Genomic DNA, 14,518 nt, shown 5'->3' on the forward strand with positions numbered 1-14,518 from the left:
GATCCCCCCTGCGGCGGGGCGGCCTTGCGCGTGCGGGTGCGTTCCAGGCCGAGTTGACGTTCGCGCCAGATGATGAAGATGCCGGCGGCAACGACGATCAGACCGCCGGTCAGCGTGTTCAGCGTGGCGACATCGCCGAAGACGAGATAGCCGACCAAGACGCCGAGGATCATAGAGGTGTATTCGAACGGCGCCACGACCGAGGCTTCGGCGTGGCGGTAGGCCGCCGTCATCAGGATCTGGCCGAGCCCGCCGCAGAAGCCCGCGAAGACGAGGAGCGCGGCCTGCATCGGCGTCAGGGCCTGCCAGCCGAAGGGCAGCGTGAAGAGCGACAACACCGAAGCCGTCGAGGAGAACCACAGCACGATGGTCGCGGTCTTCTCCGTCTGCACGAGATTGCGCACCAGAAGCATGGCGACCGCCGAAATCGCGGCGGCGATCAGCGCGGCCATGACGCCCAGCAGCTCCTGGTCGTCGAGGCCTTCACCGGAATTGAGCAGCGTCAGCTCGGGCCAGGAGATGATCAGCACGCCGGCAAGACCGACCGCAACCGCGCTCCAGCGGTAGACGCGGATCGTCTCGCCGAGGAAGACCGAGGAGAACACCACGACCAGCAGCGGCTGGGCGTAGTTTAGCGTGATGGCCTCCGGCAGCGGCAGCCTGGTCAGCGCGAAGAAACCGAGCCCCATGGCGCCGACGCCGACGACGCCACGCGCGATATGGTTGAACGGCCGCCTGGTCGTGAACGCGGTGGCGAGCTCACCCTTGAAGGCCAGGAAAGCGATGATCGGGAAAATGGCGAAAAAGGAGCGGAAGAAGACGATCTGCCCGGCGGGCACGTCGCCGGCCGCCTTGATGCAGGTCTGCATGCCAACGAAGACCGTCACCGAGACGATCTTCAGCGTGATGCCGCGCAGCGTGTTGTGGCCGACGGCATGATCGACGGTCATCTTGCCTCGTAAGGATGGTCGGGAAACGAAGCCGCGAAATAGGCCAAGAGCAATTCCAGGAAAAGTGTGTAACGGTTTTCCGTCCGGAATTGCGAAACACAAATTATGCCGCAGTTTTGTCGAGTGGCCGTTTCGTGTAAAGAGCGCGCACCCTCAAAATTCTTGGACCAGCCAGGCCGGCTGGCCGCCTCGACAGGAAAAGCTCAACGAATGCGCACAGATACCGGCCATGTCTTCAAGCTCGAGGACTATCGCCCCTGCGACTATCTCATCCCGAGCACCAGCCTCGACTTCCGCCTGTCGCCGGACGCGACCCATGTGACCGCGCTGCTCACCATCGAGCGACGCGAGGGCATCGCCGCCTCGGCGCCGCTGGTGCTCGACGGCGACGGGCTGACGCTGCTCGGCGTCGACATCGATGGACATGTGCTCGCAACCGGCGACTATGAGGCGACGCCGGACCGGCTGACGATCCTGAAGCCGCCGGCGGCGCAGCGCTTCGAGTTGCGCCTGGAGACGGAGATCGCGCCCTCGCGCAACGAGGCGCTGATGGGCCTCTACCGCTCCAGCAACGTCTATTGCACGCAATGCGAGGCCGAGGGCTTTCGCCGCATCACTTATTTTCTCGACCGTCCCGATATCCTGTCGGTCTACACCGTGCGCATCGAAGCGCCGCACAACGAGGCGCCGCTTTTGCTTTCAAACGGCAATCCCGTCGAACGCGGCGCGCTCGTCGACGGCCGGCATTATGCAGTCTGGCACGACCCCTTCCCAAAACCCTCCTACCTCTTCGCGCTGGTGGCGGGCGCGCTCGGCAAGGTAGCTGGCAGCTTCACCACCATGTCCGGCCGCGAGGTCGAGCTCGGCATCTATGTCGAGCCCGGCAAGGAACGGCTTGCCGGCTACGCGATGGACGCGCTGAAACGCTCGATGAAATGGGACGAGGAAGCCTTCGGCCGCGAATACGACCTCGACGTCTTCAACATCGTCGCCGTCTCCGACTTCAATATGGGCGCCATGGAGAACAAGGGGCTCAACGTCTTCAACGACAAATATGTGCTGGCCGACGAGGAGACCGCGACTGATGCCGACTTCGCCAATATCGAGGCGATCATCGCGCATGAGTATTTCCACAATTGGACCGGCAACAGAATCACTTGCCGCGACTGGTTCCAGCTTTGCCTGAAGGAAGGGCTGACGGTTTACCGCGACCACGAATTCTCGGCCGACCAGCGCTCGCGGGCGGTGAAGCGCATCGCCGAAGTGCGCACGCTGCGCGCGCACCAGTTCCCGGAAGACCAGGGGCCGCTCGCGCATCCGGTCAGGCCGCGCCGCTACCGCGAGATCAACAACTTCTACACGGCGACCGTCTACGAGAAAGGCTCGGAAGTGGTGCGCATGATCCGCACCATCCTCGGCGCGGAGACCTTCCGTGCCGGCATGGACCTCTATTTCGAGCGGCATGACGGCGAGGCGGCGACCATCGAGGATTTCCTCAAAGTGTTCGAGGACGTCTCCGGCAGAGACCTCGCGCAATTCGCGCTCTGGTATCACCAGGCCGGCACCCCGAACCTGACGGTGAGTTCCACGCACAATGCGGCGGCAAAGGAGTTCACCCTGGAGATCGAGCAGTCGGTGCCGCCGACGCCGTCGGAAAGCCGCAAGCGGCTGATGCATATCCCTTTAGCCTTCGGCCTGGTCGGCGCCAACGGCAAGCCCGTCACCTGGACGGCCGTCGAGGGCGCAACGGTGGACGACGGTGTCATCCATATCCGCAAGCGCCGGCACACGGTGCGCTTCTCGGGTATTTCGCAACGACCTTCAGTGTCGCTCAACCGCGGCTTCTCGGCGCCGATCACGCTTTCCGTGCAGCAGAAGGCCGACGACCAGTTCTTCCTTGCGGCGCATGACAGCGATGCCTTCGCGCGCTGGCAGGCGTTCAACACGCTGCTGACCGACGCGCTGATCGTCGCCTTCCGCCAGATCCTCGGCGGCAAGGAGCCGGCCTTCGCGGCACGGCTCGCCGAGCTTGCCGGCAGGATCGCCGGCGACGAGGCGCTGGAGCCGGCCTACCGGGCACTGGCGCTGTCGCTGCCCGGCGAAGCCGACATCGCCCGCGACATCGGCAAGGGCATCGATCCAGACGCTATCTTTGCCGCGCGCGAGGCGCTGGCGCGGGCGATCGCCGAGGCAAACGGCGAGGCCTTCGCGGCGCTCCATGACCGGCTTGCCGACAACGGGCCGTTCAGTCCGGACGCGGCGAGCGCCGGACGCCGGGCCCTGCGCAACACCCTGCTCGATTATCTTTCGCTGCTGCCGGGCGGCGCGGGCCTCGCCGCGCGGCACTTCACCGCCGCCACCAATATGACCGACCGCGCCGCGGCGCTCGCCGTGCTGGCGCATCGCCATTCAGGGACGGCCGAGGCCGAAGAAGCGCTAGCCGCCTTCGAGGCCCGCTATCGCGGCGACGCGCTGGTGCTCGACAAATGGTTCCAGATCCAGGCCGGCGTGCCTGGCGCAAGGACCGTCGAGAAAGTGCGCGAGCTCATGCAGCATCCGGCTTTCTCGATCGCCAACCCCAACCGGGTGCGTTCTCTGATCGGCACCTTCTCCAGCGCCAACCAGACCGGCTTCCACCGCCCCGACGGCGAAGGCTACCGTTTCTTCGCCGAGACGGTGCTGGAAGTGGAAAAGCGCAACCCGCAAGTGGCGGCGCGGCTGGCCACGGCGCTACGCTCCTGGCGCTCGCTGGAGCCTGGACGTCAAGCCAAGGCCAGGCAGGCGCTGCTCGACATGGCGAAGGTCGAGAACCTGTCGGCGGATCTGCGCGATATCGTCGAGCGGACGCTGGCGTAGCGCCTTTTGCCTTCTCCTCTTGTGGGAGAGGTGTCGCCGAAGGCGGACAAGGGGTGCTCCAGGGAAAACCAGCGTCTCACTCCGCTGGAACACCCCTCATCCGTCTCGGCGCATCGCGCCGATCCACCTTCTCCCACAAGGGGAGAAGGGAAAAAGACGAATTTCAATCAACTTTTAATCTTTTTCGCCCGCGCCTCTGGACAAGGCGAATCGGCTTTGATTCTTTAATGGCGATTCGGGGCGTGCGGCGTAGCCGGATCATCCAAGTATGCGGCAAATCGGGGAGTGCCATTTATGGCCAAGGCGGACGCGTGGGGCGCGCCCGGAGGGAAGGCTTTTGCGCGTCGCAAGGCAAGGAGCGACGGACTTGCCGGCAATGCGCGCCTGATCGCCGAACCCACTTATCAGCGGCTCTTGGCCGCCGAGCCGCTGCTGCGCCGGTCGATCCCGGCGCTGATCGTCGTTTTCCTCATCGTCATCGCGGCATTGCGCTTCCTGTCGCTGATGAACGAGCATGACGAGATCGAGCGCGACGCCAAGGCGGTGCTGGCGCTGGCCGCCGGCCAGATGGCGCAGGCGATCACCGCGGACTCCAGCGTGGCCGGCGTCAATGCCACAAGTCTCCTGGAGAACATCAGCCGCCAGGGCGCCATGAGCCGCGCCCATGTGCTTGCCATCACCGACGCCGACTTCAAGGTCATCGCCGTCTCGCCGCTGTCCACGGGCTGGCAGGGCCGCACACTCGACAGTTTGGTCCTTGGCGGCCAGCCGCTGTTCATGTTCGGCGACCGTGCCGGCGTGATGGATGTCAGCATCTCAGGACAGGACTGGTTTGCCGCCGTCAGCCTCGGCGGCGACCGCAAACACGCGGCCGCCGTGCTGGTGCCGCAGGAAGCGGTGTTCGACAGCTGGCGCAAGTCGATGTCGCTCAACGTCACGCTGTTCGTGCTGACGGCGGGCGTGCTGATCGTCATCCTCTACGCCTATTTCGGCCAGGCGGCGCGCGCCCAGGCGGCGGACCGCATCTATCTCGAAGCGCATCAGCGCATCGACATGGCGCTGGTGCGCGGCCGCTGCGGGTTGTGGGACTGGGACATGGTGCGCGGCAAGATGTACTGGTCGCGCTCGATGTACGACATGCTGGGCTATGAGCCCTGCGATACGATGCTCTCCTTCGGCGAGGTCGACGAGATCATCCACCCGGAAGACGGCGACCTGTTCGAGCTCGCCAACCGCATCATCGAACGCGAGATCGACCATATCGACCAGGTCTTCCGCATGCGCCACGCCGACGGACAATGGGTGTGGATGCGAGCCCGCGCCCAGGTGATCGACCCGGAGGCGCCGGAGATCCAGCTGATCGGCATCGCCGTCGATGTCACCGAGCAGCGTCACCTGGCGCTGCGTTCGGAAGCGGCCGACATGCGGCTCAGGACAGCGATCGAGAACATCAACGAATCCTTCGTGCTGTGGGATGCCGCCGAACGGCTGATCATGTGCAATTCGAAGTTCCAGAAGGACAACGGGCTGTCTGACCGCGATGTGGTACCGGGCGCGACCCGCGATATGCTGGAGCAGCGCATGCTGGCCTTCGCCTCGGAGCGCAGGTTGGCCAATGCCAACGGGCCGCATGGCGGTATCACGCTCGAGCGCCAGCTTGCCGACGGCCGTTGGCTGCAGGTCAACGAACTCAGGACCCGGGACGGCGGCGTCGTTTCGGTCGGCTCCGACATCACCCAGATCAAGCTGCATCAGGAAAAGCTGGTCGACAGCGAGCGCCGGCTGATGGCGACGATCCACGATCTCAGCCTCGCGCGGCGCGCCGAGGAGGAACGCGCCAGCGAACTGGTCGAGCTCAACCGCAAATACATGAAGGAAACCGAGCGCGCCGAGGCGGCCAATCGCGCCAAGTCGGAATTCCTCGCCAACATGTCGCATGAATTGCGCACGCCGCTCAACGCCATCATCGGCTTCTCCGAGCTGATGCAGCAGGGCCTGTTCGGACCGCTCGGCTCGGAGCGCTATGAGGAATACGCGACCGACATCAACGGCAGCGGCAAATACCTGCTCGGCGTCATCAACGACATCCTCGATATGTCGAAGATCGAAGCGGGCCAGTTCTCGCTCGACCACGAGGAGATCGACCTTTGCCCGCTGATCAAGGAAACGGTGCGGGTGATCTCGCTGCAGGCAGCGGAGAAGTCGATCAATGTCGAGACGCGCATCGCCGATACGATGCGGCTCTATGCCGACCGCCGCGCGATCAAGCAGATCGCCATCAACCTGCTCTCCAACGCGGTGAAGTTCACCGGACAGGGCGGCAAGATCACGGTCCGGGCGCGCAACACGTCGGGCGCGCTGCTGCTCACCATCGAGGACAATGGCTGCGGCATCCCCAAGCAAGCGCTGAGCAAGCTCGGCCGGCCGTTCGAGCAGGTGCAGAACCAGTTCTCCAAGAACCACACAGGCTCGGGCCTCGGGCTCGCCATCTCGCGCTCGCTGGCCGAATTGCAGGGCGGCGCGCTAAAGATCCGCTCGACCGAAGGCGTCGGCACCATCGTGTCGGTGCGCATTCCCCTGAAGAAGGCGCCGGCGGCGGTGAGGGTTGCGGCCTGATCAGAAACGACCGGCAGTGGCTGAAGCAAACTTGAAAAAGTTATCCATTTTATCTATTTTGGATAAGAGGTGATTTTTCAATGCGCGTGACATCGACTGAGTTCCAGCAGAATGTGGGCCGCTTCCAGGATGCCGCTCAGCGGGCGCCGGTCGCGATAACGAAAAACGGCCGGACTCACACAGTGCTTCTTTCGGCGGCGATGTTCGAAGTGCTGGTCAAGGGGCGGGTCGCCCGCCCCGTCGAAGAACTTGACGACGAGACGCTGAAAGCCATCGCCGAAAGCGCGGTCCCGCCCCTGCATGACGAACTGAACCAGATGCTCAAAGACTGGGTGCCGTGAGCCTGCCCAAGCCTGTTCCAGGCCTGGTGATCTGCTATTCCTACCTATGGTTGGACGAGCACAGGCAAGGCGTCGAAGAGGGCCGGAAGAACCGCCCGTGTGCGATTGTCGCCGCACGCCGGATTGTGGAAGGGCGCGAAGTCGTGACTGTGGTTCCGATCACGCATTCCCTTCCGGCCGATCCTGCCGATGCCGTCGAAATGCCTGCGCCTCTCAAGGCTTACCTTGGGCTCGACGATAGGGTTGTGGTGAGTGAAACCAACGATTTCCTTGGCCAGGCCCGATCTCAGACCAATTCCCGGAAGCAGTCCCACCCGCTTCCGCTACGGCATGCTGCCGCCACGCTTCTACGCTCATGTGCGCGATAGGCTTCTGCAGGCACATGCGCGCCGCAAACTCCGCAGCGTGCAACGCACCGATTAGCCCCGCGACCTCAGGACCCTCCTGTACCCCGCAGAAGATGGTCGAAATCTCTCCTGACTTTCTGCGACATGTCCTTGAGATGTGCTTCCAGCACAGCGAAATCCGGCAGGTCGGTGACCGCGAGCAGCAGATCCGAGAGTCCCGGCGGGACATCGTCGCGCTGGAACTCGCCGGTGAGGCAAAGCCTGATCATCTGGGTCAGCGCCAGATAGAGCCGATAGGCCTCGCCAAGCTCTTCACGCATATCGGCTGAGGCGAAATCCGGAGAAAGCCGGGCCAGAATGTCGGCGGTCGCCGTGACCCGGCGGCCAGGTTCGACTTTGCCGATGATGACCGCGACCTGCGCGATGAATTCCAGGTCGATGAGCCCGCCCGGGATCAGCTTGATGTCCCAGAGATCGCGCGGCGCCTTCTCCCTCTCGATCAGCGCACGCATGTCCGAGGCCTCGGCTTTGACCTTGGCCGCATCGCGCGGCTGCGCCAGCACCACCGCCACTTCCGTATCGAGCTCGGCGCAGAGCTCGGCATCGCCGCCGACGGCGCGGGCCCGTGCCAGCGCCATGTGCTCCCAGGTCCAGGCGTCCTGGCGCTGATATTTCTTGAACGCGTCGATATGGGTGGCGACCGGCCCCTTGTTGCCTGATGGACGCAGGCGCAGGTCCAGCTCGTAGAGCACGCCTTCAGCCGTCGGCGCCGAGACGGCCGCGATCAGGCGCTGCGTCATGCGGGTGTAGTAATGCGAAGGCGCCAGCGGCTTCTCGCCGTCGGAGTCCTCGGCGTCGGTGTCGTGGTCATAGAGCAGGATGAGATCGACATCCGAACCCGCCGTGAGCTCGCGGCTGCCGAGCTTGCCCATGCCGAGCAGCGCCACCCTGCCGCCCGCGATGCTGCCGTGGCGCAGCGCGAATTCGGCGATCACGGCGTGGAGCGCCGCTTCGATGGTGAGATCGGCGAGATCCGAGAAGGCGCGCCCTGCCCGCGCCGGATCGATAGAGCCGGCAAGCAGGCGAACGCCGATCAGGAATTTCTGCTCAGAAGCGAAGATGCGCAGCCGGTCGAGCACATCCTCATAGGCGCGGTCGCCTTCGATAAAGGCGGCAAGCCGGGCCGAGAGATAGGCGCGATCCGGCAGTTCGGTGAGCAATGCCGGATCGAGCAGGCCGTCGAAGACATGCGGACGACGCGTGATGATCGCCGCCAGCCGAGGCGCGGCCCCCATGATGGTCGCCATCAGCTTGAGCAGCGCCGGGTTCGACTGCAGCAGCGAGAAAAGCTGGATACCGGCCGGCAGGCCGGCGAGGAACTCGTCGAAGCGCATCAGCGCCTCGTCGGCGCGCCGGGTCTGGCCGAAGGCCTTCAGCAGCGCCGGCGTCAGTTCGGTCAGCCTCTCGCGCGCCTCCGCCGACTGGGTGAGGCGGTAGCGGCCGAAATGCCAGCCGCGGATGACACGGCAGATGTCACTCGGCCGCTGGAAGCCCAGGCGATCGAGCGTCTGCAGCGTGTCGGGATCGTCGACATCGCCGGTGAAGACCAGATTGCCGACGCCGGCCGAAAGCTCGGGAGCAGTCTCGAACAGCGCCGCATAATGACGCTCGACCTGCTGTAGCGAGGCGCGGAAGGCCTGCGTGAATTCCGCCTCGCCGGCAAAGCCCAGCATCAGCGCGATGCGTTTCAGCTCCTCGTCTTCCTCAGGCAGGATATGCGTCTGCTCGTCCGCCACCATCTGGATGGCGTGCTCGACTCTGCGCAGGAACCAGTATTGCCGGGTGAGCGCGTCGCGCGCGTCGGCGGTGATCCAGCCGCGCGCAGCGAGCGCTGCGAGCATCGGCACGGTCTCGCGGCCGCGTAGCTCCGGGAAGCGGCCGCCGGCGATGAGCTGCTGGGTCTGGACAAAGAACTCGATCTCGCGGATACCGCCGCGGCCGAGCTTGACGTTGTGGCCTTTCACCGCGATCTCGCCATGGCCCTTGTGGGCATGGATCTGGCGCTTGATCGAATGGACGTCGGCGATCGCCGCATAATCCATGTATTTGCGCCAGACATAGGGCTGCAATTCCTTGAGGAAGGCCGCGCCCGCGGCAAGGTCGCCGGCAACCGGCCGCGCCTTGATCATGGCCGCCCGCTCCCAGTTCTGGCCGCGCGCCTCGTAATAGCGAAGTGCGGCCTCGACGGGGATCGCCAGCGGCGTCGAGCCGGGATCGGGGCGGAGCCTCAGATCGGTGCGAAACACATAGCCATGTTCGGTGCGGTCCTGCAGGATGCGCACGAGCCGGCGGGTGAGGCGCGAGAACAGCTCGGTCGCGTCGAGCGGATCGATGACGGCCGGCGCCTCCGGATCGAAGAAGACCACAAGATCGATATCGGACGAAAAATTCAGCTCATGCGCGCCGAGCTTGCCCATGCCGAGCAGGATCCAGCCCGAATCCTTCGCCGATTGCGCCGGATCCGGCAGCTTGAGCTTGCCTTGCCGGCTCGCATCGAGCAGCAGGAAATCGACGGCGACGCATGTGCAGGCATCCGCGAGATCGCTGAGACGGCGCACCGTCACCGCGGTCTCCGCTTCGCCTGAAAGATCGGCCAGCGCGATCAGGAAATGCGCTTCGGTCTTCCATTGCCGCAGCGCCATCATCAGGCTCGATTCGGAGGCGTCATCCGCCCTGGCCGCACCGCCGATCGCTTCGCCGATGGCGCCGAGTCGCGCTTCGATTTTCCGGTCGAATAGCGCGTCGAGAATGGCCGGCCGCCGGCGCGCCACATCGCGCAGGAAGGGCGAGAGGTCGAAGACGGCCGCCAGCAGGTCCTGCAGTGGCCCCTCGCCCGCCAGGAACGCAGCGAGGCGCGAAAGCCCCTCTTCCTCGGCGGCATCGGCGATTTCCGACAGTTCACGCCGGGCATGCTCCGCATCGAGGGGGCGGAGCGCCACTGTCGGGCTAAGCCGGAACTCGGATTCGATTTTCTTCTTCGCCATTTGTCCGCGCTGTCAATGCGTCTCCCGCAACGGAAAACTCATGACCACGGACAATCCGGGATTGGCGGGTAAAAGATCAAGCCTGCCGTTGTGGAAAGTCATGATCGCCTTGGCCAGGCTGAGGCCGAGGCCCGAGCCCGGTTGCGAGCGGCTCTTTTCCAGGCGCACGAAGCGCTCGGTGGCCCGGGCGCGATCGGCGTCGTCCGGAATGCCGTGGCCATTGTCGGTGACGGCAAGCTTGATCTCGTTGCCGGCGCGCTCCAGCACCACCCGTACTTTCGGCGCCTCGGCAGCATCGGTCGAATATTTGATGGCGTTGTCGACGACGTTGGACAGCGCCTGGCCGATCAGCTCGCGATTGCCGTTGATCGTGAAGGCCTCGGACACGGTCGTTTCCAGCGCAACCCCCGCCTCCTCCGCCACCGGCTCGTAGAGCTCGACGACATCGCTCACCGTCTCGGCGAGATCGACGGGACCGGTCTGTTCCGAGGAATAGCCGGCCTCCAGGCGCGAGATCATCAGGATGGCGTTGAACGTCTTGATGAGCTGGTCGGACTCCGCGATCGTGCCCTCGAGCGCCTCGCGGTACTCCTCCGTCTTGTGCCTGCCGGCGAGCGTCGCCTCGGCGCGGTTGCGCAGCCTGGTCAGCGGCGTCTTCAGATCATGGGCGATGTTGTCGGAGACCTGCTTCAGCCCCTCGTTCAACATGGCGATCCTGGCCAGCATCGAATTGAGGTTTTCCGAAAGGCGGTCGAATTCGTCGCCGGCGCCGGTGACCGGCAGCCGTCCGCTGAGATCGCCGCCCATGATGCGGCGGCTGGCGTCCGAGACGCTGTCGATGCGCTTCAGCGCGGCGCGCCCGACAAAGAACCAGATCAGGATGCCGCCCAAACCCATCATGCCAAGCGCCAGGGTCAACGCGCGGCTGATGACGGCGCGGAAGCGCTCGGGCTCGCCGAGGTCGCGGCCGACCAGCATGATCATCTGGTTGGGCAGCCTCAGCACCAGCGCGATGGCGTTGTGGCCCTTTTCCCCTGTCGACTGAGGAATGTTGGCGCTGTCGCCGGCTTGGGGCGCGGACTGGTCCGAACCGCCGCTGCGCAGCCGATCGAGCTCGCCCTCGCCAAAGCGCTGGTAGGAAAACGGGTCCGTCGTCCAGCCCTCGGTCTCGATGACCCCGGGCTCCAGGCTCTGCACATTGCCGGTCAGGATCTGGCCGTTGGCGTCGGCGATCAGATAGAGATTGGCGCCGGGCTGGCGCGAGCGGGCTTCGACGACGCGCACCAGCACCGGCAGGCCGCCGCGCTGATAGGCGCGGGCCAGGCCCAGCACCTCGTCGTTTATGGTCTCCTGCGTCTGCGCGGTCAGCATGCGCGCCGAGAGCGACGTCATGTAAAGGACGAGCAGCACCGCGCAGAGCGCGAAAAGCAGAAGATAAAGCGCCGAAAGCCGGGCCGCCGTCGTCTTCATGATGGCCGGCAGGGATAACGCCATAACGGGTTCTAGCCGCCCTTCAGCATGTAGCCGGCGCCGCGGATCGTGTGCAGGATCGGCTTGTCGAAGCCCTTTTCGATCTTGCCGCGCAGTCGCGAGACGTGGACGTCGATGACGTTGGTCTGCGGATCGAAATGATAGTCCCAGACATTTTCCAGAAGCATGGTGCGCGTCACCACCTGGCCGGCATGGCGCATCAGATATTCGAGCAGGCGGAACTCGCGCGGCTGCAGCGTGATCTCGCGGCCGGCGCGCTTGACCGAATGCGACAGCCGGTCGAGCTCGAGATCGCCGACGCGGTAGACCGTCTCGGACTCGCGCGCGCTGGCGCGGCGGTTCAGCACCTCGACGCGGGCGAGCAATTCGGAAAAGGCGTAGGGTTTGGTGAGGTAATCGTCGCCGCCGGCGCGTAAGCCCGTGACCCGGTCGTCGACCTCGCCCAGCGCCGAAAGGATCAGCACCGGCGTGGTGTTGCCGCGCGAGCGAAGCGCGGCGATCACCGACAGGCCGTCGCGGCGCGGCATCAGCCGGTCGACCACCATCACGTCATAGTCGCCGGCATCGGCGAGCGCGAAGCCGGTCTCGCCGTCGCCAGCGACATGGGCGGTGTGGCCCGCCTCGGCGAAGGCTTTCTGCAAGTAGTCCGCCGCCTCGCGATCGTCTTCCATGACGAGAATCTTCATGGGACCGTTATACGCGATTTCACTGGAAGGTTGAGGGGCAGCCATATCGTGTTGCCTTCAAGTTAAAGCGGCAGCGGGTGATGGGAAACCCGCTGCCGCCAGGAGCGAAACACGGTGACTGACTTACGTGCTCGGCCCCATGTTTTCCCGGCGGCGGCTCGGGGGTGTTGATACCGCCGCAGGGAATCTGAACGCTGATGCCTCAGCCCTTGCCGACCGGCAGCGCCACGAAGCGGTTCGAGTCATCGCGGGTGATCTGCATCAGCACGGCCTTGCGGCCGGCCTTGGCGGCATCCGTCATCGCCTTGGACACGTCGTCGGTGGTGTTCACGTCGTTCGAATTGATCGAGGTGATGACGTCGCCGGGCTGGATGCCGCGGTCGGCCGCGTCGCTGTCGGGATCGACGTCGGTGACCACGAGGCCCTTGCCTTTCTCCGCCTTGGTGACGGTCAGGCCGAGATCGGCAAGCGTGTCGGCCTTGGCCGCCGGCGCCGACTGCTTGTTGCTGTCGTCGTTCGAGGCCTGCTTGTCGCTTGCCGGCAGCGTGCCGAGATCGACCTTGACCGTCTCGTCCTTGCCATTGCGCCAGACGGTGACGTCGACCGATTTGCCCGGCGCGAATGCACCGATCATGCGGGCAAGTTCCTTGGGCGAGGCGACATCCTTGCCGTCGATCTGGGTGATGACGTCACCAGCGACGATACCCGCCTTCTTGCCCGGCCCGCCATCCTGGGCGCTTGAGACCAGCGCGCCCTTGTCCGACTTCAGGCCGAGCGACTCGGCGATATCGGAGGTGACCGGCTGGATCTCGACGCCGAGCCAGCCGCGCTGGACCGAGCCGCTCTTCATCAGGTCCTGGACCACCTGCTTGGCGGTCGAGGCCGGGATGTCGAAGGCAATGCCGACGCTGCCGCCCGACGGCGAGAAGATGGCGGTGTTGATGCCGATCACCTGGCCGTTGAGGTTGAAGGTCGGGCCGCCCGAATTGCCGCGGTTGACCGAAGCGTCGATTTGGATGAAGTCGTCATAGGGGCCGGCGCCGATGTCGCGGCCGCGGGCCGAGACGATGCCGGCGGTCACCGTGCCGCCAAGGCCGAAGGGATTGCCGACGGCAACCACCCAGTCGCCGATGCGGATCTTGGAATCGTCGGCGAAGTCGACATAGGTGAATTTGTTGCCGCCGCCATCGACCTTGAGCACCGCGAGATCGGTGCGCGGATCGGTGCCGATCAGCTTGGCGTCGAGCTCCTTGCCGTCATTGGTGACGACGCTGAAATCCGAGCCTTCCGAGACGACGTGGTTGTTGGTGACGAGATAGCCGTCTTCCGAGATGAAGAAGCCCGAGCCCTGAGCGATCGGACGCGGCTGGCCATTGCCATGGTCGCGGTGGTCGAAGCGGCGCATGCCGAACTGGCCACCCTGGTCACCGAAGCCACGGAATTCCTTGAAGAAGCGGCGCAGCTGCGGATTGTCTGGCAGGTTGTCGAAACCGTCCTGATCGTCGGAACCATCGTCGGCCGTCGGCTGGATCTTGGCCTTGACCTTGACGCTGACCACCGCCGGCGAGACATGCTCGACGACATCGGCGAAGCTCGGCACCTGCGGGGCTTCGACGCGCACGGCATCGGCCAGCACGGGGGCGGTGCCGGTGGCAAGCGCGCCCGCGCCGACCGCGCCGATAACGGCCAGGGACGCTGCAGCCGCCATCAGGCGCTTTCGGGTGGAGGCAAATGAATTGGGGGCATTATTCATGGGGTTTCCTATCCTCTATCGACGTGGATGCGCTCAGGCGAAGCATCCTCGGCCAAGAGGATTAGAGAGCCGCACATTACGGCGCCATTTCCGGTACATGAAAGTTTTGTAATGTTGCGGATTGGCGACGATGCGCGAGATCACGAGGTTCAAAATGACCAAAGGCCATAGCAACCGAACTCGAGTCTCAGTCGATTGGAAGACCAAGGTGATCGAAGGCATCAAGCGCGGGATAGCCGACGCAAAGGCAGGCCGTGTGGTGTCTCACGAGGTTGCGATGGCGGAAATCGACGCGGTGATCGTGGCCGTGGACGCTGAGCGCACAGGCAAGGTGTGAGGTATGCCACGCGTTCGGAGGCTTGGCGTCAGCACCCGCGACTTCGTCATTCCAGGGCGAAGCAGGAGCGAAGCTCCGTCGCGGAGACCCTGGGATC

The 14,518-nt window shown here is 64.8% G+C and carries 9 protein-coding genes; 4 read left to right on the forward strand and 5 right to left on the reverse strand.

What is annotated here, in order from left to right:
- A partial coding sequence (locus FJ980_RS25740; RefSeq protein WP_140546507.1) for a DMT family transporter occupies positions 1 to 950 on the reverse strand: 950 nt, incomplete at its 3' end.
- Between the two features lie 210 nt (positions 951 to 1,160).
- On the opposite strand from FJ980_RS25740, the gene pepN reads away from it, so the two are divergent.
- The 3 genes from pepN to FJ980_RS25755 all read left to right on the forward strand — a co-directional run bounded on the left by pepN (position 1,161) and on the right by FJ980_RS25755 (position 6,763).
- Positions 1,161 to 3,806 (forward strand): aminopeptidase N, encoded by a 2,646-nt coding sequence (gene pepN / locus FJ980_RS25745; RefSeq protein ID WP_140546508.1) that lies wholly within the window; start codon positions 1,161 to 1,163, stop codon positions 3,804 to 3,806.
- Between the two features lie 294 nt (positions 3,807 to 4,100).
- A complete protein-coding gene (locus FJ980_RS25750; protein WP_140546509.1) occupies positions 4,101 to 6,422 on the forward strand; it encodes a PAS domain-containing sensor histidine kinase in 2,322 nt (773 codons plus the stop codon).
- Between the two features lie 80 nt (positions 6,423 to 6,502).
- Positions 6,503 to 6,763, forward strand: coding sequence for a type II toxin-antitoxin system prevent-host-death family antitoxin (locus FJ980_RS25755; RefSeq protein WP_140546510.1), 261 nt, complete (start codon positions 6,503 to 6,505; stop codon positions 6,761 to 6,763).
- A gap of 433 nt (positions 6,764 to 7,196) precedes the next feature.
- Here the strand turns inward: FJ980_RS25755 and FJ980_RS25765 are convergent, their stop codons facing one another.
- The 4 genes from FJ980_RS25765 to FJ980_RS25780 all read right to left on the reverse strand — a co-directional run bounded on the left by FJ980_RS25765 (position 7,197) and on the right by FJ980_RS25780 (position 14,084).
- Positions 7,197 to 10,154, reverse strand: a complete 2,958-nt coding sequence (locus tag FJ980_RS25765) for a bifunctional [glutamine synthetase] adenylyltransferase/[glutamine synthetase]-adenylyl-L-tyrosine phosphorylase (RefSeq protein ID WP_140546511.1) — start codon at positions 10,152 to 10,154, stop codon at positions 7,197 to 7,199.
- 12 nt (positions 10,155 to 10,166) lie between these two features.
- Entirely contained in the window at positions 10,167 to 11,648 is a 1,482-nt protein-coding gene (locus FJ980_RS25770) for a HAMP domain-containing sensor histidine kinase (RefSeq protein ID WP_140546512.1), read from the reverse strand.
- Positions 11,649 to 11,656: 8 nt separating this feature from the next.
- Complete coding sequence (locus FJ980_RS25775; protein ID WP_040991372.1) at positions 11,657 to 12,331, reverse strand: response regulator transcription factor; 675 nt, start codon at positions 12,329 to 12,331, stop codon at positions 11,657 to 11,659.
- Between the two features lie 202 nt (positions 12,332 to 12,533).
- A complete protein-coding gene (locus FJ980_RS25780; protein ID WP_140546513.1) occupies positions 12,534 to 14,084 on the reverse strand; it encodes a Do family serine endopeptidase in 1,551 nt (516 codons plus the stop codon).
- Positions 14,085 to 14,214: 130 nt separating this feature from the next.
- Between FJ980_RS25780 and FJ980_RS25785 the strand changes: the two genes are divergently transcribed.
- Positions 14,215 to 14,421, forward strand: a complete 207-nt coding sequence (locus FJ980_RS25785; RefSeq protein WP_140546514.1) for a hypothetical protein — start codon at positions 14,215 to 14,217, stop codon at positions 14,419 to 14,421.
- Positions 14,422 to 14,518: the final 97 nt, after the last annotated feature.

This window comes from Mesorhizobium sp. B1-1-5 (assembly GCF_006443065.1).
Taxonomy (GTDB): domain Bacteria; phylum Pseudomonadota; class Alphaproteobacteria; order Rhizobiales; family Rhizobiaceae; genus Mesorhizobium.